The organism is Acidocella aminolytica 101 = DSM 11237, from assembly GCF_900129125.1.
GTDB lineage: Bacteria > Pseudomonadota > Alphaproteobacteria > Acetobacterales > Acetobacteraceae > Acidocella > Acidocella aminolytica.
In genome coordinates this window covers 1-26,714 of the sequence record NZ_FQVJ01000001.1, presented here as the reverse complement: position 1 = coordinate 26,714, position 26,714 = coordinate 1, and the positions used below count along the sequence as shown (strand labels likewise).

Below are 26,714 nucleotides of genomic sequence, written 5' to 3'. Positions count from 1 at the left end.
TCCCAACGCGTACTGGCGGTCTCGACCTCGTCATTCCCTTGGTAGCACGGCTGTCATAACCCGCCGGGAGACCCAACCTTTCCCGCGAGGAAGGTGGATTCGGGGCGTCAGGTCTCCTCGAATCTTATAACAGAAAACATTTTTTACCGTAAATTGATAAAATTGTTGACTCGTTGCGCTCGATGCGGCTACTAGCCAGCCCTAATAGCCGGACGGAGATTCTGGCACGGCACAGACACTAGGCAATCTGTGCCGGATTGGAGGGGAGTATTTTCCATGCAGATGCAAGGCCACGTCCAAGATATAAACGAGATCATCGACAACGAACGATTTAGCAGTTTCCAAATTAGAACGATCATTTTGTGCGGGTGCGTTGCCGTACTCGACGGCTTTGACACTCAGGTCATGGGCTTTCTTGTGCCAGCGATCTCACGATCATTTGGCCTGCATGTTGAACTTTTCGCTTCTGTCTTCTCGGCAGGGCTGATCGGGGTGATGATTGGCGCCATGCTGTTGGGGCCCATAGCTGATAAAATTGGGCGACGCATCATATTAATCACGGCGACACTAATTTTTGGTTTGTTTACGCTTGCCGCCGCTGACGCCCATTCTCTCGAAACGCTCATTGGATTTCGTTTCCTGGCCGGTCTTGGGCTCGGAGCCGCCATGCCGAATGCCGTAGCATATGCAACGGAATTTTCTCCATTACGATATCAGGCTAAAATAGTCTCATGGCTATTCGCGGGCATTCCCGTTGGCGCGCTCCTGGCAGGGGGACTAAGCTACTGGTTAATCCCTTTGATCGGTTGGAGAGGCATTTTTGAAATCGGCGGAATTTTGCCAATACTCTTGACAATAATCTTGGCTGCTCTTGTTCCAGAATCCGTGCGTTTTTTGCTCTTGAAGCAGGCTCCCGTCGGCCAAGTGCTTGCAATAATGCGGCGTATCGCACCTGGCGTGGCATTTCAAACTGACCAACGTTTTATATCAACTCATACCCTCGCAAAGGGGGTACCCGTGAAGTACCTATTTACGCAAGGTCGGGCCACCGGAACATTGTTGCTGTGGGTGCCTTATTTAATGAATCTCATAGTCATTTATCTCGTGATGAGTTGGCTTCCAGCGCTATTACATGAAGGCGGTCTGTCTCTATCAGTTGGGATATCGGCAGCGACGGCGTTCAGTCTCGGCGGTGCAGCTGGCTGTTTGGTTACCGGACAGATATTGAGAGCATTTGGAAGCCACAGAGTCGTTTTCGTTGAATTTTTGGCGGCAATTGCTTTGGTTACTCTGCTTGCATTCTTCTATTCAAGAGGTCTTTTGCCGATTATTATTATCACGACTGTTCTTGGTTTCGTTGTTCAAGGTGCTCAGGCAGGATTGAACGCGCTTGTGGCGGAGTTTTACCCGACCTCCATTCGATCCACCGGAGTCGGCTGGGCATTGGGAATCGGGCGTGTTGGCGCAATTATCGGCCCCATCATCGGTGGAATAATGCTCTCATTCGACATGCCAATTTCGAGAACCTTTCTCATGTGTAGTGTGCCTGCTGTTATAGCCGCTATAGCCATCTTCACAATGATGAAGCGTGTCAGAAGTGGTATTGCGAAGCCTCAAGACGATGCGCCTATTATCATGAATTAATAGGCATTATCTTGATTATTTGAAAACCAATGCAATCGACATTACCCCGGTTGATTCTATCCGATTCTCACAGAGCGAATATGAGTCATCTTTAGAAGCCAAAACTCAAAAAAATAATAAAGCCCGCTTGATATAGTTGGCTATGGGAGAATAAAATGAAGAAAACACTTCCTCTAATCATATCCCTGACAATGCTGCCAGCATTGCCGGCATTCGCAACTGAAGGTGGGACTCAAGAGTATCCTATCGGAGTTGGCACGGTAGCAAATGGCAACTTCCCGCTGCCAGGTATGCTTCAATATTTCAACTATACGGAGCTACAGGAATCTCCCGAATATAATAATGGAAGCGGACATAGTGCAGTACCAAGATTTCACCTGATGGTACTCGCCAACGCCTCACGCTTTCTCTACACTTGGAAGCCTGCTATCGGACCATTCCATATCGTTAGCGGATTGGTCATTCCTGTAGCAAATTTAGATCTCCGCGCGGATGGCCTCCATGGTCACGACTTTGGTGTTGGCGACCTGGGTTTCCAAAACTATTTTGGGTATGCTAATGCATCTCATAGCATTTTTATGCATTTTGGATTAGATCTCTATGCACCGACAGGAGATTATAATAAAAATGCACTCATCAACACGGGATTAAACTATTGGACATTTGCCCCAAACTATGATTTTACATTTAATATTGAAAAAAATTTGGAACTAACAGGGGGTATTATTACAGAGTTCAAAACAACCAACTCTTCAACTCATTACCACTCCGGTGATGATGTCGATTTTGACTATGGACTTAGCTACAAAGCTTGGCCATCGGCACCCCATTTCAGTATCGGTCTACAAGGTTACGCTTATAAGCAGTTCACCAACGATACTGGGCCCACCGCTCCCGCCGATGGAAACAGAGGACAAGAGTTCGGAATAGGCCCGCAGATTCGTTATGATATTCCGTTTGGCGCAATCGTTCTTAAGTATCAACACGAATTTGCTGTAAGAAATCGACCGGGTGGTGACAAGGTTTGGTTTGAATTCGCGGTGCCACTCTTTGGCGGCATACGCCCCTCGACATGACGAGCCTCGCCCAACTCACATGATGCCTTTATGGAGGAGTGCGTGGCCGGAAAATGAATAGACGATCTGTCAAGCGCTCCCCATAAAAAACGAAATTCTCATGAGTTATTCGGGATGAGAGTGGACAATCGAGGCGACGGAAAAGATCATTTAGGGACATTGAGGTGACAATCGATGATGACGACGAAAGTTGACATCCCACGAACCCTGTACGAAAAAATCTGGGATGAACATGTCATCCATCACTATGACGACGGCACCTGCCTGCTCTATATCGACCGTCACCTTGTACATGAGGTAACAAGCCCTCAGGCTTTCGAAGGGTTGCGGGTTGCTGGCCGAAAGGTACGCCGCCCTGAACTCACCCTCGCTGTGCCCGACCATAATCTTCCGACGACTGCCCGCGTCGGTTCAGATGGGTACCGGTTGCCGATCGCTGATCAAGAGTCCGCAGAGCAAGTATCGGTTTTGTATCAAAACACGGCTGAGTTCGGTATCGAGCTTATCGATGCCATTGCTCCAGAGCAGGGTATCGTCCATGTGATCGGTCCAGAATTGGGTTTCACGCTGCCGGGTACAACCCTTGTTTGCGGGGACAGCCATACCGCGAGTCACGGGGCGCTGGGCGCATTGGGTTTTGGCATTGGCACGTCCGAGGTCGAGCACGTATTGGCGACCCAGACATTGCGGCTGAAGCGCTTCAAAACACTCGAAGTCCGTATAGACGGCACGCTTGGGCTAGGCGTCTCTCCAAAGGACGTGGCGCTTGCTATCGTCGGCGAACTGACTGCATCCGGGGGCGCAGGCCACGTGATTGAGTATACCGGATCCACTTTTCGAGAGATGTCGATTGAGGGGCGGCTGACAGTCTGCAATATGTCGATCGAAGCGGGTGCCCGTGCTGGCCTCGTTGCGCCGGATGAAACTACCTTTGCCTACCTGAAGGGACGACCGCGAGCCCCGCAAGGCGCCGACTGGGACCAAGCCGTCGCACGTTGGCGGACATTGGTCACAGATCATGGCGCAGGTTACGACAAGGTTATCACGATTGCGGCTGAGGCCATAGCACCTCTGGTCACATGGGGGACCAGCCCCGATCAGGTTGTACCCATCACCGGGAGTGTGCCGAACCCAGACGAGTTGCCAAATGCCGCGCACCACTCGGCCGCAAGAAATGCCCTCACGTATATGGGTTTGACGCCGGGCATGAGGATGCAGGATATAATGGTGGACCGTGTTTTCATTGGTAGTTGCACCAACGGCCGAATTGAGGATCTTCGGGCCGCTGCTGCCATTGCTCGCGGACGGCGGATCGCGCCAACGATCAAACAAGCGCTTGTAGTTCCAGGATCTGGTCAAGTGAAGCGGCAAGCTGAAGCAGAAGGGCTAAATCAAATCTTTGTCGAAGCGGGCTTTGAATGGCGTGAACCAGGCTGCTCCATGTGTCTGGCAATGAATCCAGACAAAGTGCCCGCAGGTGAGCGCTGTGCCTCAACATCAAACCGCAATTTCGTTGGCCGACAAGGTCCAGGGGCACGAACTCATCTCCTCTCGCCGGCGATGGCTGCTGCAGCGGCAGTCACTGGCCGGCTCACGGACGTTCGTACCTTTCGTCCTGTAGGAGCTATCTGATGGATCCGTTCATCAGGATCGAAGGGCGCGCCTATCCACTCGGTCGCCCCAACATCGACACTGACACCATAATCGCTGCAAAATGGCTCAAGACGATTAGCCGGAAAGGGCTTGGAAAAGCCGCTTTTGAGACGGTCCGCAGCGAACCAGGTAATGTCTTCAATGACCCGCGCTTCAAAGATGCTCCGATTATCATCGCCGGCGAGAACTTCGGCTGCGGATCCAGCCGCGAGCATGCCGCCTGGGCAATGATCGATATGGGCATCAGGGTCATCATTGCGCCAAGTTTCTCGGATATCTTCGCCGGCAACGCGTTCCGGAATGGCATACTAACCGTTACTCTATCGGAGGATCAGGTCAACTGCCTGCTCAGGGCCGCCGAACAACAGCCGATTACTGTCGACCTAGAAACATGCACAATCGCCACGCCATCTGACTGGTATAGGTTTGAGATCGAGCCGTTCAGGCAAGACTGTTTGCTCAAGGGCTTCGATGAGATCGCGATCACGCTCGAGTTGGACGTTACCATTGCAGTTTATGAGGCACAGAGGGAGTTGGATACTCCTTGGATATTCCGGAAGGTGATATAAATATCCTGAATCTCGCATCCATTACCCGGCATGCCAGGTGGATGATGCGGATGATACCTGCCGATTCCAACGAAGTCGCTCAACGGTTCCAAGTTATTGTCGCCGTGGGTTCGGAGTCTCGCAGGTTGGGATTTTAGTGGAATTTGTGGTGTGCAGGCGTCAACCTTTTACTACAGATCTCGTACGGGTTTGGCCCGAACAGCTCCAACTGGTTGACTCGAGACCATTTATCCAATGTAACTGCTATTGAAATCTACACAGTTCTTTGATTTTCAAACACAAAAGGCAGTAAGTGGATTATATGAGTAACAAAGTGTCTATTGCAATTTACGGCTAAACACGTAGCTGCCGGGAATCTGCCTCCTGGGCGACATGGTCAATTGAAGGATGGTCGCCTTTGGATGGAACTGAAACACCACCCGTTTAAGCCCATGACTCGCCCATGGTGTACAGGCAGCTTACGCGACGGTAACTTCGGCCTTCATCCAGCTGGTCTATGATTTCATCAAGACCTTTGCATTTCGACAGGCAGGCCCGATTCAATAACGTGGCATGGGCGCGTAGGGACGATCGAAACGCTGGAAGGCAACCGATGGTGGCATACGACGAAAGGGTTGAGGAGCTGTTGGATGGAGGGAGCTGCTATGGCTGACGAAACGCCACCGACCTATTTCGTGCTATTCCATAAACCTGGCCCGCTCTGGTAGGCCGGGATTCGTTTTCAAAATCAGCCTGCGGTGATGAAGCATATTGAGTACATGAGCGGATTTTTCGCTAGTGGAGAACTTGTCATGGGCGGCCCGTTTCTTGATGACAGTGGCGGCATGGCGATATTTAACACCGCGACCAAGAGCAAGCGCGAACGATTGCGAACGCCGATCCAGCCGTCAAAGGCGGGTTATTGACCGTAACCGTCATACCCTGGTTTGCTGCCTTTCGTCATTAGAAGCGACCGCTTGAATTTTAAGGGCTAGCTAAGAAATTCTGCTGCTGCCCCCATGCCGAGGGTATTCGATCATATAATACGAAAGTTTCGCGTTTTGGCATTCAGGTCGGGTTTAATAGCGTCAAGGCCAGCGCCATCCGTCCTATGCCGATTTAGCGCTTGGTTTCGATCTCGTTTGATTCGAGGGACCGCCAACCGACCACATTCCTGGCGACTATATTCCCGTTGCTATACGAGTATATAATCACGAGGTGCTATCTCTATCGTTTCGTCGACCACCCGCGCAGGGCGGCTGACGTCGATCCATTGTGCGCCCACCATACGAGCCAGCCGGTCGACAGGAATTCTTAAAATTTTTCTAGGGCAGCCTACGGGAACATAGATATCTTCAAAACGTCTGAGCGATAAATCGAAGTAAATAGGAACCTTGCAAATCATCCCAATCGGCGAAACCGCATCGATCAGGTGGGTCCTGACCCGGTAAATTGGTCCACTCGAAGCGCGAATTTTTGGGTATTTTCTCTGGAACGAGAGGAGAACCCTGATGCCGAAGAAGCGATTTTCAGAAGAGCAGATAGCATTTGCCTTGAGGCAGGCTGAGTCTGGCACGTCGGTAGGTGAGATTTGCCGCAAGATGGGCGTGTCGGATGCCACGTTTTATCGCTGGAAGAAGGTCTATGCCGGGATGGGGATATCGGAGATTCGCCGTCTAAAGCAGCTTGAGGAAGAGAACGCGAAGCTGAAACGGCTGGTAGCCGACCTGACATTGGACAAGTCGATGCTGCAGGATGCCCTGCGAAAAAAGTGGTGAAGCCCGCTGCTCGTCGCGAGGTTGTCCGGCATTATCAGGATGTCTTCGCGATATCGGAACGGCGGGCGTGCGACGCGATGGGTTTTGGGCGGACCTCTCATCGCTACCGGTCGCGGCGTGACCCGGCAGTGGAGCTGCGGCTGCGGTTGAAGGATTTGGCGGAGAGCCGGGTTCGCTATGGCTACCGCCGGCTCCATGTCCTGCTCAGGCGGGAAGGTTGGCCGGTGAACCATAAGCGCATCTACCGGCTCTACAGCGAAGAAGGCTTGTCGATCCGTACCCGCAGCCTAAGGCGGCGGCGCGTGCCGCTACCGATTGGCGCGCGCAGAGCCCGGTACGATGAACGATGTCTGGGCGATGGACTTTGTGTCGGACAAGCTCTTTGACGACCAACCGTTCCGGATTTTGACGATTGTGGATTGCCATACGAGAGAGGCTCTCGCGACATCTGCGAAGACAAATTTTCGGGCGTACCAGGTCGTGGAGGAGCTCGACCGGATCATCCGGCTCAGGGGGAAACCGCGGAGCATTCGCGTTGACAACGGCCCAGAGTTCGCTGGCCGATTGCTTGACCAGTGGGCCTATCTCAACAAGATCGAACTGGACTTCTCCCGCCCAGGGAAGCCCAGCGACAACGCCTACATTGAAGCGTTCAACAGCCGCATCCGGCAGGAGTGCCTTAATACCGCGTGGTTCCTATCGATGGCCGACGCCCGGCAGAGGATCAATGACTGGAGGATCGACTACAACCAACATCGGCCGCATTCGGCGCTTGGCAACTTGACGCCAAACGCCTTTGCGGAGCAACTTTATCCAACCCGAAAATTCGCATGAAACCCGGACCAAAAACGGGGTGAAGTCCCAACCACCGGATTAACTACATATGAAATGGACCAGTCATCGGGGGCTTGCCACTTCATATCTGATTAGGAACTATGACCCAGACCATAAATCCTCGCCCATGATTTGCTCGAACGTCCAGAGGTTGGCCAGCGGAAGTGCGGCTTTCGGCACCCCATTCAGGCCGGCATCAATGGTACTGAACCGCAATGACATGCCATCTACGACTGCCATGATCGGTCATCCTTGGGCAGCCGGTGGTCGTCATCTATCACCGTGACGCGATGAGGCAAGACATCCGACCAATTCCAGAACACGAGATTCCGGTCATCTATCGTGGCACCTGCAGCAAAGCTCGGAACAATAATTCCTGCGACACCTGCGGCTGGCAGGTGCTTTGCGATGTCCCAGCTCGGCGGGGTAAGGCCGCGCGAGGCCATATCTTCCCATGCGCAGGCCAGATCGTCCGGCGCCACATAGCGTTCATTCAAGACATTCCGGTCCGTTAAATCCAGCACATCGTCGCAATCCACGTCATAGGCGCACAACGTCATGGGCTGGGCCTTGAACGGAAAAGCCTGTTGCGCCTCCAGCCAGGCCGTGGGCATCCGCAACGAGGTGTAGAGCGCCGCCACGCCGACAGGGTTAAATCTGCCGCCATAGCGGGCAGCGCCTTCGCCCGATACCGGAGAAAATGCCCAGCGAGGATGATGCGCGCGATAGACCGTCCCTCGAAACCTCACGCGAAGCCACCGACCGCGATCCGGTCGAGGTAGCGTTTGACCGCTTCCGCTCTTCCTTCCTTTACCAAAGCCTCGGCGGTCTGGTCACCAAAGGAGGGAAGCGGCTGGGAACGGTACCAGGCAAACGCCTGCTGGGGTGAGCCGGCCCAGCCCTGCACGCGATTGAGAATCTCCACGACATCCCGGAGCCGTGCCTGCGTCGCCAGGGTGCGGACTCTCGCCGTTTTGACGATGGCGTCACGCGACAAACCCGCCGCCACGGCCAACTCAGCGCGTGTGATATGCAGCAGATCGCTCAACTGGTCAGCGGCCACAAAACCGCTCTGATCCGCCGTCTCTGTCAGGAATTGCACTGCGCCCATGAAATTGCCCCTAAAATCATCCCGATTTAAGGCAAAATATGAGGCAAACCCCTAAAATTCGCAAGTGGCACGATCACATCAACCCCCAAAATGGACTCAACCCCTAAGGGAATTGGAATTATACTATGGGCATGGTCTCGGCCCCCTACTCATCCCCGGAGCTTGACAAGGAAGTGGAATGCATACGTTCCCGCCGCATCAAGCTGCAAAGTCAGAGGCTCCCAGATTACAATGCGCCCCTAATGATGACTGTAGCAGCCGTCATAGGACTGCTGTTGGGAGCGGGGTTGGTTGAGATTTTCTCTTAGTCGTCGCGGCGGCATACCTGCTTGACGGCGGTACGGAGCTTCCCGAAGGATCGTGACGGGAGGGGCGGACCCGGAACATAAAAAAGTTTCCGGTTGCCTGCGACCGGTTGCGCTTCCCCTGTTCTGACTACAGGGAGGGGCCGAGCCCCACAGATCGCGCCCGCAAGGGGCGCGCTCTGACCGGACCGCCAAGCGGCCTGGATTGCGTTCCACCGGTTCTTGCTACCCTGGTTTTCTCCGGCTCAAACCTCCGCCGGTGGTTTGGGCTTCGCACCGACCTTCCCCTTCGGCTTGGACTTGGGCTTCCGCACATTGATGGCGGCGGCATCGAGGGTATTCTTGAGATGGACACCGTAGTGCTTCTCGATCATCTCAACACTTGTGCGGCAGTTTTTGGCCACCTGGTAGATGTCCGCCCCTTCCAGCTGCCGCATACAGATATAAGTGTGACGCAAACTGTATGCCGTGCGCGGCTTGCCATCGCGGTCAACCTTTAGATTGGTCCGTTCCAGCAGATTATTGAACATCTCTGTGTGATTGCCAGGGAACAACAGATCGGTCGACTGCGGCAATTCTACTGCCGGTGCCGGCGGCTCCTCCCTGCCCTCTTTGCGCCGGCGCTGACGCTCCCGCCGTGATTCCGCCCTGACCGGCTTGGGCCGCGCCAACAACCGCCGATACACGCGGACAGCACCAGGCATGCTCTTACAATGCCCAACACCACGCTTGCCCCGGACCTCAATCTCCAGGATCTCATCCCTACTGGAATCGTCCTGGGCAATGGTTACATCCCGGTGCTCCAGGTTAAAAACCTCGTCCGGCCGCAGCCCGGTATTGGCCATGAACAGAATCTGATCATAGACCTGCTCGGCATTCCACTTAAAATGATCATGGAACGGCTCCTTGGCGTAATCGCGGGCCGCCTCATACAGCCTCTTATATTCCTCCGGGCTGAACCAGGGCCGGTGTGACACTTTTGCTTGCCCCCGGTATGGCGGCGACAAATCCGGCAAAAATTCCAGCCACTCATTGCGGATGGCCGTCTTCAGCACCATGCGCAAGGTCACGATCTCGTCGTGCAGAGTGCTGCGCGCCGGCGGCTTCGACTTCGGCTTATTTTTACCCATCGCGTGGGGATTGGGCTGGGCATAATTGGTCATCCGGTGCATCCGGTATTCCTGTGCCTTGCCCTGGTTGATCTTCTTGAGCGGGGTCTCGCCAAAGAACGGGAGCAGATGCAAACGCAGCCGGGCCTCATGAGAGGCGCTCCATTGCTCGGAACGCTCGCCCTCTGTGATGACGCTGTACTCTTTTAGAAATTGCCTGGCCGCATCCTTGAACAGCACGCCAACATCAAGCGTCCCGGCCAGCTTCTTCCCCTGCAGGGTCAGATACCAGTCCTCGGCCGCCTTGGCCGCCAGTTCCTGCTTTTCTTGTTTGGTGGAGGTCTGGCGCTGCTTGCCCCCGACTGAGGCCCTGGCCTGCCAGAACCGGCTATTGCCGCGCTGATAGATCTGGACCTTGCCGCCCAGCAAATCGATGGTTGCCATTTTCCCTCCTAGTGGGAATGAAGCCGCGCCTCGGGGGTGATGCCCCGCGGCGACCATACGTCATCAGGTTCTATTTTGTCGGTCAAAATGCCCTAGCGACGCCCTAGGGCCCAGAAACACAAAAAGCCACCCGAAGGTGGCCTTAAATGCTTGGTTTAATTGGAAGATCTGGTTGCGGGACCCGGATTTGAACCAGAGACCTTCAGGTTATGAGCCTGACGAGCCAATAAAACTAAGGTACTAAGTATTATTTACAAAACTCTCCTTCAATTAACGCCCTATATGGAATTTATGATTGCCTGGAGGTGTCGACGATAGTCAAACTCCGCCACTGCCTTAAGCACTTCCTTCTTGAGCCAAAGGTTTCAGAATGTGCTGCCCTTACATCACTAGTATCGTGGATTTGCCGTCTGCCTGAGACCTCTGATTGTCGTAACTCACTCGAGGAGGATGACAGCATCAGTTACATGATGTTTTTCATAGTGGTACAAACGGACCACTACCAAGATGTCAGAATTTCCAAAAATCACGAAAAACCAATGGCGTCCCCAAGGGGATTCGAACCCCTGTTACCGCCGTGAGAGGGCGGTGTCCTAGGCCTCTAGACGATGGGGACTAAAGGTGGAGCGCCTGGTACGACGCCTGAAGCGCCACGTCAAGCGGGCGCCGCGTCTGCGATGAAAAAACCTGCCGAAACCCTGCCCCGCCAAAATTCGGCCCTTAAGTGCCCGGCCAGATGCAACGGCGCTCCCCCGACACGGCTTAATGCCTCTGCCAGTGGCCCTTCCTTGGCGCGGAATAGCAGCGCCTTCAACCGCCCCCCGCCTTCGCCTTCAACCATTACGCGGATGGTGTTGCCATCCTTGCCAATGCGGTCTGCCTTTACGACCCGTGCGCGTGGCAGAACGAAAAGCGGTTCCTCGTTCCCACTGCCAAAGGGCCCTAATCGCGACACCATCTGGGCCAGCCCGGCATCTGCCCCGGCCACGCCCAGCACGCCATCCAGCACCAGTTCAGCGCTGGGCGGCAGCAAGGCCGCGCTGGCCAATCGGTCATTCAAAAACTCATGGAAGGTCGAAAGCGCTGTCTCCGGGGCTGAAAACCCCGCCGCCATGGCATGCCCGCCTCCGGTTGCCAGGATGCCGCTCTGCCGTGCCGCGATCACCGCTGCCCCCAGGTCAATCCCTGGAACTGAGCGTCCTGACCCCTTGGCCATGCCATCGGTAATGCCTGCAACCAGCGCGGGGCGGTTGAAGCGCTCTTTTACCCGCCCGGCCACAATCCCCACAACGCCTGGGTGCCAGCCCTCCTGTGCCAGTAAAATAATACCATGCCCGCCCGCCGCCTGAGCCTCGGCACGGGCCATTGCATCGCTGGAAATCCCTGCTTCCACGGTCTGGCGCTGACGATTCACCGCATCCAGCGTTTGTGCGAGCTCAAAGGCGATGCCCTCATCCTCGGCCAATAGCAGCCGCAAACCCATATCCGCTTCAGCAATACGGCCCGATGCGTTGATGCGCGGCCCCAGCGCAAACCCGCAATTCATGGCGGTTGGCGCCTCGGTCAACTTGGTAACATCCAACAGCGCCGCAATACCAGGCCGTGCCCGGCGCGCCATGACCTTAAGCCCTTGAATCACAAAAGCTCGGTTCAGCCCCACCAAAGGCATGACGTCGCAAACCGTCGCCAGCGCCACGAGGTCTAAAAACTCCCGCAAATCAGGCTCAACCCGTTCGGCAAAAAAGCCTCGACGGCGCAATGTGCGCAGCAACGCCACAGCAGTTAAAAACGCCACCGCCGCCGCACAAATCTGCCGCAGACCCGATGGGCAATCCAACCGGTTGGGGTTTACCGTGGCGCGAATAGGCGGCGGCGGCCCTTCGGACTTGTGATGGTCCAGCACAACGATATCAACCGCATTATGCAACGGCGCAAAAGCACTATGAGCGGCCGTGCCGCAATCCACGCAAACGATCAAGCGCGCCCCACGCTCCACCATGGCGCGCAGCGCCTCGGCATTGGGGCCGTACCCCTCGGCCAACCGGTCCGGGACATGATACGTCACCGGGCAGCCAAGCTGACGCAGCAAGGTGATCATCAAAGCAGAGGAACAGGCACCATCCACATCGTAATCACCAAACACCCCGACCATTTCGCCCTGCATCACAGCATCAGCCAAACGGACAGCGGCACTATCCATGTCCACCATGCTGGAAGGGTCAGGCAGCATGGCCCGCAGCGTAGGGTCGAGGAAATTTGCGGCGTGATCAGCGGTCACACCACGCGCGGCCAGCAGCCGTCCCATCAGGTCAGGCACACCGAGTTGCTGCGCCAAGCCCTCCCCCTGACGTTCGTGCTGCCCTGGCCGCCAAACCCAGCTCTTACCGGTTAAGCTCTGGGTAATGCCGAAAACATGCGCGTCCATTCCACCGGTTGAGCCAGAATAAACGAGTCGGCGCAAGCCGCCAGCCTTAACGGATCAGCTTGTAATGGACCGTATAGCGCACCGTGACATGGTTATCTTTCGCGTCGGGCGGGAAAGGCGGCAGCGTATTGTCCTTAAAAAGCTGCTCCCATGCCTGATCCAGGAACGGCGACCCGGCCGATTGCAGCAACCGCAGTCCCGTCACATGGCCACTGCGGTCCACGGTGAACTCCACGGTGGCCGTACCCTCCTGCCCCTGCTCGGCAGCGGCTTGCGGATAATAGGCGTGTTCCTGCACCCATTTCGTTAAGGCTGCATCCCAATCCGCACCGGCATTACCTTTAATCGACAAGTCCGAGGCCGTGGCCGCCTGAGTGTTCGAGGTCGGGAGTGAGAAATTCATTCCTTTCGGCACTTTCGACGCGGGGGACGCCATCGATGCTGGTCTGCCGTAGCTCATCCCGTTCAGAAACACATATTTCTGCTGCGCAGCGGAAGAGGACGCTGCTGCGTGCTGCCTAGGACGGGCGGGCGGCGCGGGTGGCGGTGCGGGAAGTTGGGACAGCTGCATATCCGGCACTTGAACCTCGTCCTGCGTGGCTGTTTGCGCAGCAGGTGGCGGCGGGGCGGGTTTTGGGGCAACGCTTGGTGCCTGCCTTTGCGGCGGCGAAGGAGGAGGCGCTGGCGGCGGGGCTTCAGCGGTTTGCGGTGGGCCTGGCAAAGCCTTCTTCAGCCCCGTATTCTGCGCGCTGGTGCCGCCATTATCAAATACCACGGAAACAGCCGGAGGACTCTGCTGTTGCTGCGGCATCCTCACCCGCACCAGCAGCACTGCGGCAATCACCAGCAGGTGTAAAAGCAACGCCGCGCCCCAAGCCCATGGGTTGCGGCGCAACTTCTCCAGCGGCGGCACCAAATGCGCATCCGCTACAAGTGTCACAGAGCCGCCTTGAGCGGTCTTCGCTTCAGTAAGGGGCGTAATAGTAAACGGGCGGCGGGGGAGCGTAATAGGCTGGGGGCGCAACATAAATCGGCGCCACAGGCTGTTGAATCGTTTCACCATGTCCCACCATGCACTGCGCATAGGCCACATCATAACGGCCCTGGAGGGAATCCGCCGTGTCCTGGGTATTATTACCTGCCGCAGCCGCGCCGCCAAGCAGGCCAGCCCCCGCCCCTATAGCCGCGCCAGCCCCAACATTGCCCGCCAACGAGCCTAATGCCGCGCCAATGCCCGCGCCAATCAACGTCCCCGCCGCCGCGGTCGCTACGGAGTTATTGTGTGTGCCAACCGCCACCTGTCCGGCATTGGGCATCTGCGCTGACGCATAAGCCTTACAAGCCGCATTATCCCCCTGAAATTGATCCCAGCTCTTTCCCGGGCCGGGCATCGCCACAATGGTAGGCCCCGATGGAACAGCCGCCGTACATGCCCCCAATGCCAACAAAGGCAGCAAGGCTACCCCCGTGATTTTCTTCAGCATTCAAAACTCCTGTTCCAGACAAGAAGTTATCAAAGACCGCTGAATTTAGATCCCCCCTCCCGGTGCGGCAACGCATCTGCAGGCAGGATTACAATTCGTAGCGCTCATCCTGCCTAGCCTTGTATTACGGCAAAAAGACGGAGACTCAGCCCTCCGCCACATTTTTCAGAAACTCCTTCACCTTGGCGAAAAAGCCCTCATGTTCCGGGCTAGAGGCGCTCTGTCCGGCCGTTTCTTGCTCGAACTCCTCAAGCAGTTCACGCTGGCGTTTGGTGAGGTTCTGCGGCGTCTCCACCGCAACCTGAATATACATATCGCCCCGCTGGGTGGAGCGCAGCACTGAGAAACCCTTGCCGCGCAACCGGAACTGATCGCCCGACTGCGTGCCAGCCGGAATCTTCACCTTGGCTGCAGTTCCGTCGATAGACGGCACTTCTACCTCACCGCCCAAAGCCGCCTGGCCCATGCGTAGCGGCACCCGGCAGAAAATATTGGCACCATCGCGCTGAAAGATCGGATGCGGCCGGATAGCGACATGCACGTAAAGATCCCCCGGCGCCGTCCCTCGCGGCCCGGCCTCTCCCTCACCGGAAAGGCGGATGCGCGTGCCATCTTCCACACCGGCTGGAATCTGTACCGCCAATGTCCGCTCACGGGGCACCGTCCCCACGCCGGAGCAAACGCGGCAAGGGTTACGCACCACGCGACCTGCCCCGCCACAGGTCGGGCAGGTCCGCTCCACGACAAAAAAGCCCTGCTGGGCCCGCACGCGCCCTATGCCGCCGCAAGTGCTGCAATTATCGGCCGTAGCGTTCTTATCCGCCGAGCCGGAGCCACCACAGGCATCACAGGCCATGCGCGTGGACACCCGCACATTCGCCTTGGTCCCGGTAAATGCCTCGGTCAGGTCAATCTCGATAGCCGCCTTGATATCCGCACCGGTCTGAGTACGCTCCGCGCCACGCCGACCACCGCCACCGAACATTTGCTCGAAAATATCGCCAAGGCCGCCTTCAAAGCCAAAGCCGCCGAAACCGGCGCCACCGCCCCCCATACCGCCATTCTCAAAGGCAGCATGACCATAACGGTCATAAGCGGCGCGCTTATCTTCGTCCTTCAGGACGTCATAAGCCTCGTTGATTTCCTTAAACTTCTGCTCGGCCTTCGCATCACCGGGATTGCGGTCTGGGTGATGCTGCATCGCCAGCTTGCGGTAAGCTTTCTTCAACTCATCGGCGCTGGCGCTACGCTCAACCATCAGCACGGCGTAATAGTCAAGTTTAGCCATGGCGGCGCTTCAATCCTTACTAATCGGCTAAAACGGAAAATCCCGGAGCAGCGCCCCGGGACCTTTACTTGTCAGATCAAACCCGGGTTCAAGCGGATTTGTTCTTGTCGTCAACGTCCTCGAAATCCGCGTCCACGACTTTCTCGCCGTTCGGACCAGCGCTTTCGGCACCAGACTCGGCGGGCCCCGCCTCACCTTGGGCCTTATACATGGCCTCACCGATCTTCATGGCCACCTGGGTCAGCTTCTCGGACGCGGCCTTCACCGCCTCCGCATCGCCACGTTCCAGAGCCGACTTCGCTTCGGTAATCGCGGCTTCGGCTTCCGCCTTGTCCGCGGGGGCCACCTTATCGCCCCCTTCCTTCAGCGCCTTCTCAACCTGGTTGATCAGGCTTTCGGTCTGGTTGCGGGTTTCCACCGCCTCACGCCGCGCCTTGTCAGCCGCCGCGTTGGCTTCGGCATCCTTCACCATGCGCTCAATATCGGCATCGGACAGACCACCAGAAGCCTGGATGCGGATCTGCTGCTCCTTGCCGGTCGCCTTGTCCTTCGCGGAGACGGACACAATGCCGTTCGCGTCGATATCGAAGGTCACCTCGATCTGCGGCACACCGCGCGGAGCGGAGGGAATGCCCTGCAGGTCAAAATTGCCGAGCAGCTTGTTGTCCGCAGCCATCTCGCGCTCGCCCTGGAAGACCTTGATGGTCACGGCCGTTTGGCCGTCCTCAGCAGTGGAGAAAGTCTGGCTCTTCTTGGTCGGGATGGTGGTATTGCGATCGATCAGGCGGGTGAACACTCCACCCAGTGTCTCAATGCCCAGAGAGAGCGGGGTCACGTCCAGCAGCAGAACGTCCTTCACGTCCCCCTTCAGCACGCCGCCCTGAATGGCTGCGCCGATGGCCACAACCTCGTCCGGGTTCACGTTACGGGCGGGCTCCTTGCCGAAGAAGCTCTTCACCGTCTCGATCACCTTCGGCATGCGGGTCATGCCGCCCACCAGGATCACTTCAGAGATTTCACCGGCGGTCACACCGGCATCCTTCAGCGCCGCCCGGCACGGAGCCAAGGTGCGTTCGATCAGGTCATCCACCAGGCTTTCCAGCTTCGCGCGGGAGAGCTTCAGCACTAGATGCTTCGGCCCGGAGGCGTCGGCCGTGATGAAGGGGAGGTTGATCTCGGTCTCTTTTGACGAGGACAGCTCGATCTTCGCCTTCTCCGCGGCTTCCTTCAGGCGCTGCAGGGCAAGCTTATCCTTACGCAGGTCGATGCCCTGATCTTTCTGGAACTCGGTAGCCAGGTAGTCGATGATGCGCGCGTCGAAATCCTCACCACCCAGGAAGGTATCGCCATTGGTGGATTTCACCTCGAACACGCCGTCGCCCAGCTCGAGCACGGACACGTCGAACGTACCGCCACCAAGGTCATACACTGCGATGGTGCCAGCGTTCTTCTTGTCCATGCCATAGGCAAGGGCAGCTGCCGTCGGCTCGTTGATGATGCGCAGCACTTCTAGACCAGCAATCTTACCAGCATCCTTGGTCGCCTGGCGCTGGGCGTCGTTAAAGTAAGCCGGCACGGTGATTACCGCCTGGGTCACAGTCTCGCCCAGATATGCCTCGGCCGTCTCCTTCATCTTGGTCAAGATGTAAGACGAAATCTGCGAGGGAGAGTATTTCTCACCCTTGGCCTCAACCCACGCATCTCCGTTATCACCCTTGACGATGCCATAGGGTACGAGGCCCTTGTCCTTGGTCACGGTCGGGTCATCATAGCGGCGGCCGATCAGACGCTTCACCGCGAAAAGCGTGTTGGTCGGATTGGTTACGGCCTGCCGCTTGGCGCTCTGGCCGACTAGACGCTCACCGGAATCGGCGAATGCGACCATGGACGGGGTGGTACGCGCACCCTCAGCGTTCTCGATGACGCGAACATCCTTACCCTCTAGCACCGCCACGCACGAGTTGGTGGTGCCGAGGTCAATACCAATGACTTTGCTCATATAATCGCTCCTTTGCAGCGGGACACGCCGGCCCGAAGCACCGGTGCGACCCCTTTGAGATGACTCAGTATCTATTCATTGTAACCCCCGGACACAAGAGCGGAATGCTCATGCCCGGGCGTGAAAAAATATCGTCTTTTATTTACAAAGCCGCGTCAAAACTGGCTATAAAAGACGGTTTTGAACATTTTTTACTTAAGCGCTCAGGGCCTCAGGCGCGTGGCGAGTGCGTTTGGTCACCAGCTTGTTCAACGCATGGATATAAGCCCGAACGGCCGCTACGATCGTATCAGTATCCGCCCCCTGCCCGTCAACACTCTTACCGTCCTCGGCCAGACGCACAGTGCAGCGGGCCTGGGCATCCGTGCCCTCGGTCACCGCGCCCACGGAGAACAGCTGCAGTTCCGCCGTATGCGGGAAAATAGCGCGGATCGCGTTGAACGCGGCATCCACCGGACCGTCGCCCCGCTCATCGGCAGTTTTCACGACACCATTCACTTCCAGTTCCAACACGGCGCGCGGCTTGTCCTTCGAGCCAGCCCACACCTCCAACGACACGAACTTAATCGCTTCATGGCTGCGCACCACCTCGTCATCCACCAGCGCGACAATATCCTCGTCGTACACAACCTTCTTGCGATCGGCCAAAATCTTGAAGCGGGTAAAGGCATCGTTCAGCGCATTATCGCCGATATCGCCATAGCCGAGTGCATTCAGCTTGTCCCGGAAAGCGGCGCGGCCGGAATGCTTGCCCATCACCAAGGAGGTTTTCTGCCAACCAACACTCTCCGGCGTCATGATTTCATAGGTGGCAGCGTTCTTCAGCATACCATCCTGATGAATGCCGGATTCATGGGCGAAGGCATTACGGCCCACGATCGCCTTGTTCGGCTGCACGTCAAAGCCGGTGATGGTGGACAGCAGCTTGGACGTCCGCAGCAGTCGGGTGGTTTCAATGCCGTTGATATAGGGGTTGTTGTCCTGCCGGGTGCGGATGGCCATCACCACCTCCTCCAGCGAGGCATTGCCCGCGCGCTCACCAATGCCGTTAATCGTACATTCAATCTGCCGCGCTCCGCCCCGCAGCGACGCCAGAGCATTGGCCACGGCCAACCCCAGATCGTTATGGCAATGGGTGGACAGGATAACTTGGTCAGCCCCCGGCACCTTCTCCAGCACGGTCGAGAAAATCCGCTCCATATCCTCCGGCACCGCATAACCTACCGTGTCAGGGATATTGATGGTGGTCGCACCAGCCTTGATGGCGGCTTCCACACAGCGCAGCAGGAACTCCATGTCCGTACGGGTGCCATCCTCGGCGGACCATTCCACGTCATCAGTATATTGACGGGCCAGCGTCACGGATTTGGTCACGTGCTCCAGCACCACCTCCGGCTCCATCTTCAGCTTATACTTCATGTGCAGCGGCGAGGTGGAGATGAAGGTATGGATACGCTTGCGCTCAGCGGCGCGGATCGCCTCACCTGCACGGATAATGTCGTTCGGCGCGGAGCGGGACAGGCCGGTGATCACCGGGCCCTTCACCGTCTCGGCAATGCGCTGTACGCTCTCGAAATCGCCGGGCGAAGCGATGGGAAACCCCGCCTCCAGCACATCCACCCCCAAAGCCGCCAGCGCCTCCGCCATGCGGATCTTCTCGTTCAAATTCATCGAGAAACCGGGGGACTGCTCGCCGTCGCGCAGCGTCGTATCGAAGATGACGACACGGTTTTCGTCCATCTTACCGAAATTAGGATGATTGATCGTCATGTTACTGCTCCAAAATCTGGCCTGTTCAGGTAAAAGCGGGATATATTCCCCTGAGCGGCGGGCGCGGCATTCAGAACACGCGCGAAAAGGACTTATCGCTCAGGGGCGGATAAGTCGAAGGAGCAGCCCAGCAAGGATAGAGGCATTTGCCATGGCGTTCCTTTAAGCGATCCCCCTTCTGAAGGCAAGCAATTAACCGCCCGGCCTTGGCAACAACCCTGCCATGTTCCACATCTGGCATCATGCTGATCCCCGACCACATCCAAGGCCTTATCTTCGATTGCGACGGCACGCTGGTGGACACGCCGCCCCTCTACGCCCGCGCGTGGATGGATGCGTTGCGCCCTTTTGACGCCACCCCAGAACTGGACTGGTTCCGCCCACGCACCGGCCTTTCAGAACATCTGCTCATGGATGAGGTGGACGCGCATTTCGGCACAACTTTGCCCCGCGATGAGGTTATCAGGCTGTTACGCCACAGCGTGCTGACCAATTTGCACACATTGCAGGAGATCGGCACCGTTACCGCCATTGCCCGCCAGCATCATGGGCAGCGGCGGCTGGCTGTGGCCTCCTCAGGTCCCGCGGCCATTGTCAACGCCACACTCACCGCTACCGGCCTTGCTGACTTATTTGATGAAATTGTCACCATTGACGACGTTCCCACCCCGAAACCCGCCCCGGACCTGTTTCTTGAAGCAGCCAAACGCCTCAATATCACGCCTGATCGCTGCCTTGTATTCGAAGATAGTCCACAGGGGTTGGAAGCTGCCAGCCGCGCAGGCATGATGGTGATCGATATCAACAACCTTGAATTGCCATAAGGCCCCAACCGTCATGCTCCTTAAGCAGCCAGCCTCAGTAACAAGGTAAAACATGGAAGACGTAAGCCAACTGGCCGAGACCACTCCACCTGCCCGCGCCCGCGACCCTGAGCGCACGAAACAAGACATCTTACGCGTCGCGGCAGAGGAATTCGCCAAATTCGGGCTCTCCGGCGCGCGCGTGGACGCCATCGCGGCTCGAACGCATACCACCAAACGGATGATCTATTATTATTTCGGCAGCAAGGAGGGGCTCTACGTCGCTGTTCTTGAACGTTCTTATAGCGGGATAAGACAGATCGAGGCGCATATGAAGCTCGATGAGCTCGACCCTGAAACAGCCTTGCGCCGGCTGATCGAATTCAATTTCGACTATCACGAGGCCCACCCGGAATTCGTTCGGCTGGTGATGATCGAGAACATCCACAATGCCGAACATGTGCGCGATTCAGAGCTGCTGCGCCGGACCAACAGCCCCGCCATCGAGGTGCTGACCGATATTCTGGAGCGCGGTTACAAAACCGGTGTGTTCAAACGGCAGATTGAGCCGCGGGAGCTGCATATGATGATCAGCGCCCTTTCCTTCTACCGGGTTTCCAACCGCGCGACGTTCGGCACTTTATATAGTATTGATATCGGCGCCGCCCGCGCACGGGAGCGTCAGCGCCGATATATTGCGGATTCTATCCTGCTTTTGATGACAACTCCCGAATAATCAGGCGGTGGTGAGCTTGCGCGCCATCGCCGCCAAGCGGATGGGCGCATTATTCGCGCCGTAGCCCTGGTAGCCATGGCGCTCCAGCAGTTCAAAAAAGAAGCGCCCCTGGAAATGCGGCAAATAAGCGTGGAAGAATTCACCCCCCGCATCCCGGTCATACAGAATGCCATGGTGGCGCATCTCCCGCAGTTGCTCATCTTCAAGCCCGAAGCGCGCCTCCAGATCCTCATAATAATTTGCGGGAATCGGCACGGGGGCCATACCAGCTTCGGTAGAATGGGATGCCGCCACTTTCAGGTCCGGCGTCGCAATGGCGATATGATGCACCCCCGCCCCGGCCCCAGCTGCGACAAAACGCGCCGTCTCTGTCGCTGGGCTTTCGGAAATGTTCAGCGGAATCCGTACACTACCAGTGGTGTTTTTCATTGTGCGTGAGCGCACAAGCCCAAATCGGTCGGCATATTCTATTGTCGGCTCCGGCACCAAATTGAACAAAGTACGATAAAACAGAATAAACCGGTCCATGGAGCCTGGATTCAGCGCCTGGGCGATGTGATCGATTCGCGGCAACGCGCTGGCTGCCACTGGCACATGCGCTGCCAGATCAAAATCCGCCCCCCACATCTGCTGGGAAGCCACTTCATCCACCAGATAAAGCAATGTACCATCCGGCTCCCGCACAGCCGGGATGCGGTGCTCACCAGGGCCGGTCCGCTCCGCCCATGTTGGGCATAGCAGCGCCTGAGCGCGTGCCAGGGTGCGGGGCACATCATTCACCTTCAACGCCAACGCACACACAGACGGCCCATGCAGTGCGAAATGTTCAGAAGCCGCGCTATCCGGCTCCGCATTCAGCACGATATTCACCCCACCCAGCCGGTACAGTTCGACCGCTTTGGAGCGATGCTTGCCTGCCCTAGCAAAGCCCATTGCTGCCAGATATCGCCCCAGCGCCGCACCGGCCCGCGCATCCACGGCGAACTCGACAAACTCGACCCCGCCCAGTGCCGGCGGTTCAGGCAGTTCGGTCCGCCCGGCCTCGGCTTCCACCCAAATCAGCGACCGCAAGCCATCCAGCGCCGTCGGGCGAGTGGGGCCGGCACGGAAATTGTCGTTGAAAATCTCCAAGCTCAGCGGCCCGCTATAACCCGCAGCCAACGCCGCATGGGTAAAGCCCGCCACGTCGAAATCCCCCTGGCCCGGGAAGTTGCGGTAATGGCGGCTCCAGGAGAGCACATCCAACGAAAGCTTCGGCGCGTCCGCAAGCTGGATGAAGAAAATTTTCTCTCCCGGCACGCGCTCGATCCCGGCCAACGAATCTCCCAGCGAAAGGGTATGAAAACTATCGAGCGCCAACCCGAAGGATGGCTGGCTGACGCGCTGCACTAGGTCCCACGCCTGCCGCCAAAATTTCACATGCGTCCCCCAGGCCAGCGCCTCATACGCAATCCGTACCCCCCGCTTGGCAGCCCGCAGCGCCAGTTCGGACAACTCGGCCGTCAACTGTGCCGGGTTGCCCTCCGCATGGGGCTGCACATTGGAGCAAAGCAGCAGTAAATCCGTGCCCAACTCCGCCATCACATCGAATTTACGCTCCGCCCTATCCAAATTGCGCTGAAATTGCGCGGGGCCCAGCCCCTCGAAATCTCGGAAGGGCTGGAACATGAAAATCTCCAACCCCAAATCGGCTACCATCTTGCGCACATCGCGCGGCGTGCCATCAAACGCTAGAAGGTCCGCCTCAAAAATTTCCACCCCCTCATATCCAACAGCGGCAGCAGCTTCCAACTTATCTGCCAATGTACCGGACAGTGACACCGTAGCGATGGATTTAGGCAGTTTTTTTAATGGATGCACGGCGAATACCCTCCTTAGCAGCATTATATCGCATGTCCCGAACAGAGTCGCGGCAAAAAAATGCTTGAAATGTTCTATTTGGTTAGTTACTAACTCACGAAGCAAAAATAAACCGGGCTCCGGCACCTGCATAAGTATTTTTGGAGTGTTTCGTTTTCACGGCGCGCCTGTTCCGCGTGCTCACATTGGTTAGGGAATGTCCTTATCATGAATCATGTCGCCCCGGCTCCCACCGGCATTGCCCCCGCACATACCAACGGCCAAATCCTCCTTGGTTTGATTGGCGAAGGCATCGGCCCATCCCGCACGCCGCGCATGCAGATGGCAGAAGGCAAGGCACAAGGGCTAAATATCCGTTATGATCTGTTCGACCTTTCCGCCCTGAATCTGAATGTCAGCGACCTGCCGAAGCTTCTGACTGACATCGAAGCCGCAGGCTATGCGGGAGTGAATGTTACACATCCCTGCAAACAGGCCGTTATTCCCCTGCTGAACGAACTCTCTGCCGACGCACAGGCCCTGGGCGCCGTGAACACCGTGCTGCTCCGCGACGGAAGGCGCATCGGCCATAATACCGACTGGTCTGGCTTTTCCGAAAACTTTCACCGCCGTCTCAATGGCGCCGATATGGCCCATGCTGTGCAAATCGGCGCCGGAGGCGCGGGCAGTGCCGTCGCTTACGCTTTGCTGAAACTCGGCGCGGCCAAACTCACTCTTATAGATACTGACCTCTCCCGCGCAGAAAGCCTGGTCGCTCGCTACGCGCCGCTTTTCCCCGCGGCGAAAATCGAGGCCGCCGACACGCCGGAACTGTCAATGCAAAGCGCCACCGGCCTCGTAAATTGTACGCCTATGGGCATGGCCGCTCATCCCGGCCTGCCCTTGCCCGCGACTCTTCTGCGCCCCGACCTGTGGGTGGCCGAGATTGTTTATTTCCCGCTGGAAACCGCCCTCGTGCAAACTGCCCGCGCCCTTGGCTGTCGGGTCAGCGATGGCGGCGGCATGGCCGTGTTTCAGGCCGTGGAAGCTTTCCGCTTATTCACCGGGCAGGAACCTGATGCGGAGCGTATGCTTACCAGCTTCAGCGTCTAACCCCACCGCCGTCAACGTCCAACCTTATAAACACTGTTCAAACAGAGGGAGTTGAACATGTCAGACATCACCACAACAGGCGCCAGCGCCGCCGGTGCCTCGCGCATCGGTGGCACGCGCTTCTTCATGCTGGGCCTGGTCTGTTTGGCCGTGCTCGTCAATTATCTGGACCGAGCCATCATCGGCATTGCGGCCCCGAGCATTCGCAGCGAAATGCATATCGACGCAGCGATGATGGGCTTCGTGTTCTCCGCCTTTTCCTGGAGCTATTTCGCGGCTCAGATACCCCTCGGGGCCATGCTGGACCGCTTTGGCAACCGTATCATCTATTTCCTGGCCTTGGCTTTCTGGTCTTTGTTCACGCTGGGCCAGGCGTTCGCCTCATCCGTGGGCGGGTTTATCGGGCTACGCGTTGGCCTCGGCCTTGCGGAAGCTCCCTGCTTCCCAGCAAACAGCAATATTGTTGGCATGTGGTTCCCCCGTAAGGAACGCGCGCGCGCCATTGGCATCTATACCGCCGCTGAATATGTCGGTCTTGGGTTCCTGACCCCGGGCCTGTTCTGGCTGCTCCAGAGTTTTGGCTGGCCCTCTTTGTTCATCGTTACCGGTATCGCCGGCCTGATCATCGCCGCCATCTGGATCGCCAAATACCGTGACCCACACGAGAGCAAGTCCGTCAGCCAAGCTGAATTGCAGCATATTGCCGCGGGCGGTGGCCTCACCGGCAAGGGCGTGTCGGGTCAAAAATTCAAATGGGCCGATGTGGCTGAGCTGTTCCGTCACCGCCAGATCTGGGGTCTGCTGATCGGTCAGTTCTCGGTTTACTCCACCTTCATCTTCTTCCTCACTTGGTTCCCCACCTATCTCGCGACCGCGCGTCACATGGGCTGGATCAAGGTCGGTTTCTTTGCATCGCTGCCCTACATTGCGGGTTTCTTTGGTATTCTGTTCGCTGGCTGGCTGTCCGACAAGCTGCTGCATCGTGGTGTAAGCCTCGGCGTGGCGCGTAAGCTGCCCGTCATCATGGGCTTGCTTGGGGCTTCCACAATCATCGCCTGCAACTATGTGAAGTCTGACAATATGGTCATCGCCATTCTGTCATTCGCCTTCTTCTGCCAAGCCATGTCTTCTTCCGGCTGGTCGGTGCTGTCGGAGATTTCTCCTTTAGGCAAGCTCGGTCTTGTAGGCGGACTGTTCAACGCGGCAGCGAACCTCTCCGGTATCGTCATTCCCATCGTCATCGGCTTTATCGTGCAGGATACTGGCTCCTTTGTCGGGGCCTTGATCTTCGTCGGCGGGGTTGCCCTGGTAGGCGCACTATCCTGGATTTTTGGAATCGGCGAACTGAAGCCGATCACGCTCAGGCATAGCGCCTAAGCCTTTTTTCCGGCACGCGGCGGCCGTGCCGGGAAAATATATTGGGCCGCCCCCGACAAAAACAACAGGGACGAAAGGTTTTCAAATGCGCTCAAAAATCGCGCAGAAGCGTCTTCGCGCTTTTTTCCTAACAACATTCTCATTCAGCGCCACTATTTGCGCTACCAACGCCCACGCGCAGAGTTCTTTTATTGACAGTTTTCTGACACGTCCGACGATGACGGGGAACTGGAATGGCGGTCGGACGAAGCTTGAAGATGCCGGTTTGACCTTCAAAGGGTTCTATGACGGCAATTTTGCGGACGCCTTTTCCGGCGGCAAGCGGCAGGGCAATGGCTATGCGCAGCAGCTTGGCTTTGGCGTGAACCTTGATATGGGTAAACTGTTTGGGCTGCAGGGGGGAACGCTGCATATTGCCTTCAACCAGCGTCAGGGTCGCTCTGTCTCGTCGGACTTCATCGGCAACCGTCTAGCGGTGCAGGAAGTTTACGGCGCGGGTGAAACGCTACGCCTCACCGAGCTCTCTTATGAGCAGAATTTCGACCATGGCGTGGTCAACACCAAGGTGGGATTCGCGCCGATGGGTAACGACTTTGGCGAGATCGAGGATGGCTGCGACTTCCAGAACGTTGGCTTCTGCGCGCATGCGCAGAACCTGCCAGCGTCTTCCGGCTGGTCGGATTACCCCACAGGAAAATGGGGCGGGCGGATCAAGATTACGCCAGTGCCATCTCTCTATCTCGAAACCGGCGTGTATGATGTGAACCCCGGCTATTACGAGAAGAATAATGGCCTGAAGATCAGTATGTCCGGCTCCACCGGCGCGCTGATCCCCGTTGAGGCCGGGTACAAGATGACGCTGGGCGGCTTGCCTGGCGAGTACAAGGTTGGCGCTTATTACGATACCAGCGATGCGGCTTCCGTCACCAACAGCTCTGACATGCAGAGCGGGCGCTATGGCTTTTATGCCATCGGCCATCAGATGCTGGTGAATTTCGGTACACCGAAGAGGGGGTTGGTTGCCATTGCCATGGTCTCTTATTCCGATCCGACCACAGCATTGTTCCAAGGTTCCGTGCTGGGCGGGTTGATCGCGCAAGGCCCCTTCGCCTCACGGCCGAATGACTTTATCGATCTAGGCTATGTCCGCGCCATTCTCAACAAGCGTGCCGTGGACGCGAAGGAAGCAGCGTCAAACGGGACTTTAACCAACCTGTCCACAGGCGAAGGCGTTCTTGAATTTGGCTATGGCTTCCGCGCCACGCCCTGGCTGACTATCCATCCGAATATGCAATATGTGATGGATCCAGGCACGTTCTCCTACACCCATATCCCCAATGCATGGGTCTTCGGCTTGCAGGTGAAAGCTGTACTGTAA

Annotated in this window: 21 protein-coding genes, 1 tRNA gene and 1 pseudogene; 11 read left to right on the top strand and 12 right to left on the bottom strand. The window is 57.0% G+C overall.

The window, feature by feature from the left end:
* The first annotated feature begins 276 nt into the window (after positions 1-276).
* The 6 genes and pseudogenes from BUB54_RS00115 to BUB54_RS00090 all read left to right on the top strand — a co-directional run bounded on the left by BUB54_RS00115 (position 277) and on the right by BUB54_RS00090 (position 7,533).
* Positions 277-1,644 (top strand): MFS transporter, encoded by a 1,368-nt coding sequence (locus tag BUB54_RS00115; protein ID WP_048878955.1) that lies wholly within the window; start codon positions 277-279, stop codon positions 1,642-1,644.
* Between the two features lie 155 nt (positions 1,645-1,799).
* A complete protein-coding gene (locus BUB54_RS00110; protein WP_073211001.1) occupies positions 1,800-2,720 on the top strand; it encodes a SphA family protein in 921 nt (306 codons plus the stop codon).
* A gap of 174 nt (positions 2,721-2,894) precedes the next feature.
* Entirely contained in the window at positions 2,895-4,352 is a 1,458-nt protein-coding gene (gene leuC / locus BUB54_RS00105; RefSeq protein WP_456303987.1) for a 3-isopropylmalate dehydratase large subunit, read from the top strand.
* On the top strand, positions 4,352-4,942 hold the full coding sequence (leuD, locus tag BUB54_RS00100; protein ID WP_048878957.1) for a 3-isopropylmalate dehydratase small subunit: 591 nt from the start codon (positions 4,352-4,354) through the stop codon (positions 4,940-4,942). Before leuC ends, leuD begins: the two co-directional genes overlap by 1 nt.
* A gap of 740 nt (positions 4,943-5,682) precedes the next feature.
* Positions 5,683-5,847 (top strand): YciI family protein, encoded by a 165-nt coding sequence (locus BUB54_RS20610; protein WP_158320109.1) that lies wholly within the window; start codon positions 5,683-5,685, stop codon positions 5,845-5,847.
* A 585-nt stretch (positions 5,848-6,432) separates the two neighbouring features.
* A pseudogene (locus BUB54_RS00090) lies at positions 6,433-7,533 on the top strand (IS3 family transposase).
* A 99-nt stretch (positions 7,534-7,632) separates the two neighbouring features.
* Here BUB54_RS00090 and BUB54_RS20605 read toward each other — a convergent pair.
* The 11 genes from BUB54_RS20605 to BUB54_RS00035 form a co-directional block, all read right to left on the bottom strand.
* A complete protein-coding gene (locus BUB54_RS20605; protein WP_158320110.1) occupies positions 7,633-7,773 on the bottom strand; it encodes a hypothetical protein in 141 nt (46 codons plus the stop codon).
* Positions 7,761-8,282 (bottom strand): RES family NAD+ phosphorylase, encoded by a 522-nt coding sequence (locus BUB54_RS00085; RefSeq protein WP_073210998.1) that lies wholly within the window; start codon positions 8,280-8,282, stop codon positions 7,761-7,763. Before BUB54_RS00085 ends, BUB54_RS20605 begins: the two co-directional genes overlap by 13 nt.
* Positions 8,279-8,644, bottom strand: coding sequence for an antitoxin Xre/MbcA/ParS toxin-binding domain-containing protein (locus tag BUB54_RS00080; protein ID WP_048878960.1), 366 nt, complete (start codon positions 8,642-8,644; stop codon positions 8,279-8,281). The genes BUB54_RS00085 and BUB54_RS00080 overlap by 4 nt, the downstream gene beginning before the upstream one ends.
* A gap of 550 nt (positions 8,645-9,194) precedes the next feature.
* Entirely contained in the window at positions 9,195-10,502 is a 1,308-nt protein-coding gene (locus BUB54_RS00070) for a site-specific integrase (RefSeq protein ID WP_048878962.1), read from the bottom strand.
* A gap of 540 nt (positions 10,503-11,042) precedes the next feature.
* Positions 11,043-11,118 (bottom strand) — tRNA-Glu (locus BUB54_RS00065).
* 39 nt (positions 11,119-11,157) lie between these two features.
* Entirely contained in the window at positions 11,158-12,927 is a 1,770-nt protein-coding gene (gene recJ, locus BUB54_RS00060; RefSeq protein ID WP_048878963.1) for a single-stranded-DNA-specific exonuclease RecJ, read from the bottom strand.
* 46 nt (positions 12,928-12,973) lie between these two features.
* Positions 12,974-13,867, bottom strand: coding sequence for an energy transducer TonB (locus BUB54_RS21740; RefSeq protein ID WP_048878964.1), 894 nt, complete (start codon positions 13,865-13,867; stop codon positions 12,974-12,976).
* A gap of 25 nt (positions 13,868-13,892) precedes the next feature.
* The gene (locus BUB54_RS00050; protein WP_048878965.1) at positions 13,893-14,411 is read right to left on the bottom strand and encodes a glycine zipper family protein; all 519 of its coding nucleotides are present in this window, start codon (positions 14,409-14,411) and stop codon (positions 13,893-13,895) included.
* A gap of 145 nt (positions 14,412-14,556) precedes the next feature.
* On the bottom strand, positions 14,557-15,699 hold the full coding sequence (gene dnaJ, locus BUB54_RS00045) for a molecular chaperone DnaJ (protein WP_048878966.1): 1,143 nt from the start codon (positions 15,697-15,699) through the stop codon (positions 14,557-14,559).
* A gap of 88 nt (positions 15,700-15,787) precedes the next feature.
* On the bottom strand, positions 15,788-17,698 hold the full coding sequence (gene dnaK, locus BUB54_RS00040; RefSeq protein WP_048878967.1) for a molecular chaperone DnaK: 1,911 nt from the start codon (positions 17,696-17,698) through the stop codon (positions 15,788-15,790).
* A gap of 195 nt (positions 17,699-17,893) precedes the next feature.
* Complete coding sequence (locus BUB54_RS00035) at positions 17,894-19,468, bottom strand: 2-isopropylmalate synthase (RefSeq protein ID WP_048878968.1); 1,575 nt, start codon at positions 19,466-19,468, stop codon at positions 17,894-17,896.
* A gap of 242 nt (positions 19,469-19,710) precedes the next feature.
* Between BUB54_RS00035 and BUB54_RS00030 the strand changes: the two genes are divergently transcribed.
* The gene (locus tag BUB54_RS00030; RefSeq protein WP_175556445.1) at positions 19,711-20,292 is read left to right on the top strand and encodes an HAD family hydrolase; all 582 of its coding nucleotides are present in this window, start codon (positions 19,711-19,713) and stop codon (positions 20,290-20,292) included.
* Positions 20,293-20,344: 52 nt separating this feature from the next.
* Complete coding sequence (locus BUB54_RS00025; protein ID WP_048878969.1) at positions 20,345-21,007, top strand: TetR family transcriptional regulator; 663 nt, start codon at positions 20,345-20,347, stop codon at positions 21,005-21,007.
* Here the strand turns inward: BUB54_RS00025 and BUB54_RS00020 are convergent, their stop codons facing one another.
* A complete protein-coding gene (locus tag BUB54_RS00020) occupies positions 21,008-22,867 on the bottom strand; it encodes a bifunctional sugar phosphate isomerase/epimerase/4-hydroxyphenylpyruvate dioxygenase family protein (protein ID WP_277813456.1) in 1,860 nt (619 codons plus the stop codon). It abuts the gene before it with no gap.
* Between the two features lie 207 nt (positions 22,868-23,074).
* Between BUB54_RS00020 and BUB54_RS00015 the strand changes: the two genes are divergently transcribed.
* From BUB54_RS00015 to BUB54_RS00005, 3 genes are all read left to right on the top strand, one after another.
* A complete protein-coding gene (locus BUB54_RS00015) occupies positions 23,075-23,959 on the top strand; it encodes a shikimate dehydrogenase (RefSeq protein ID WP_048878970.1) in 885 nt (294 codons plus the stop codon).
* A gap of 57 nt (positions 23,960-24,016) precedes the next feature.
* Positions 24,017-25,336, top strand: coding sequence for an MFS transporter (locus BUB54_RS00010; protein WP_048878971.1), 1,320 nt, complete (start codon positions 24,017-24,019; stop codon positions 25,334-25,336).
* A gap of 217 nt (positions 25,337-25,553) precedes the next feature.
* A complete protein-coding gene (locus BUB54_RS00005; RefSeq protein WP_048880517.1) occupies positions 25,554-26,714 on the top strand; it encodes a carbohydrate porin in 1,161 nt (386 codons plus the stop codon).

Excerpts from the sequence above, each read along its gene's own strand:
- BUB54_RS00115 (WP_048878955.1), top strand. The coding sequence starts at position 277 with ATGCAGATGCAAGGCCACGTCCAAGATATAAACGAGATCATCGACAAC.
- BUB54_RS00110 (WP_073211001.1), top strand. The coding sequence starts at position 1,800 with ATGAAGAAAACACTTCCTCTAATCATATCCCTGACAATGCTGCCAGCA.
- leuC (WP_456303987.1), top strand. The coding sequence starts at position 2,895 with ATGATGACGACGAAAGTTGACATCCCACGAACCCTGTACGAAAAAATC.
- leuD (WP_048878957.1), top strand. The coding sequence starts at position 4,352 with ATGGATCCGTTCATCAGGATCGAAGGGCGCGCCTATCCACTCGGTCGC.
- BUB54_RS20610 (WP_158320109.1), top strand. The coding sequence starts at position 5,683 with ATGAAGCATATTGAGTACATGAGCGGATTTTTCGCTAGTGGAGAACTT.
- BUB54_RS20605 (WP_158320110.1), bottom strand. The coding sequence starts at position 7,773 with ATGGCAGTCGTAGATGGCATGTCATTGCGGTTCAGTACCATTGATGCC.
- BUB54_RS00080 (WP_048878960.1), bottom strand. The coding sequence starts at position 8,644 with ATGGGCGCAGTGCAATTCCTGACAGAGACGGCGGATCAGAGCGGTTTT.
- BUB54_RS00070 (WP_048878962.1), bottom strand. The coding sequence starts at position 10,502 with ATGGCAACCATCGATTTGCTGGGCGGCAAGGTCCAGATCTATCAGCGC.
- recJ (WP_048878963.1), bottom strand. The coding sequence starts at position 12,927 with ATGGACGCGCATGTTTTCGGCATTACCCAGAGCTTAACCGGTAAGAGC.
- BUB54_RS00050 (WP_048878965.1), bottom strand. The coding sequence starts at position 14,411 with ATGCTGAAGAAAATCACGGGGGTAGCCTTGCTGCCTTTGTTGGCATTG.
- dnaJ (WP_048878966.1), bottom strand. The coding sequence starts at position 15,699 with ATGGCTAAACTTGACTATTACGCCGTGCTGATGGTTGAGCGTAGCGCC.
- dnaK (WP_048878967.1), bottom strand. The coding sequence starts at position 17,698 with ATGAGCAAAGTCATTGGTATTGACCTCGGCACCACCAACTCGTGCGTG.
- BUB54_RS00035 (WP_048878968.1), bottom strand. The coding sequence starts at position 19,468 with ATGACGATCAATCATCCTAATTTCGGTAAGATGGACGAAAACCGTGTC.
- BUB54_RS00030 (WP_175556445.1), top strand. The coding sequence starts at position 19,711 with ATGCTGATCCCCGACCACATCCAAGGCCTTATCTTCGATTGCGACGGC.
- BUB54_RS00025 (WP_048878969.1), top strand. The coding sequence starts at position 20,345 with ATGGAAGACGTAAGCCAACTGGCCGAGACCACTCCACCTGCCCGCGCC.
- BUB54_RS00015 (WP_048878970.1), top strand. The coding sequence starts at position 23,075 with ATGAATCATGTCGCCCCGGCTCCCACCGGCATTGCCCCCGCACATACC.
- BUB54_RS00010 (WP_048878971.1), top strand. The coding sequence starts at position 24,017 with ATGTCAGACATCACCACAACAGGCGCCAGCGCCGCCGGTGCCTCGCGC.
- BUB54_RS00005 (WP_048880517.1), top strand. The coding sequence starts at position 25,554 with ATGACGGGGAACTGGAATGGCGGTCGGACGAAGCTTGAAGATGCCGGT.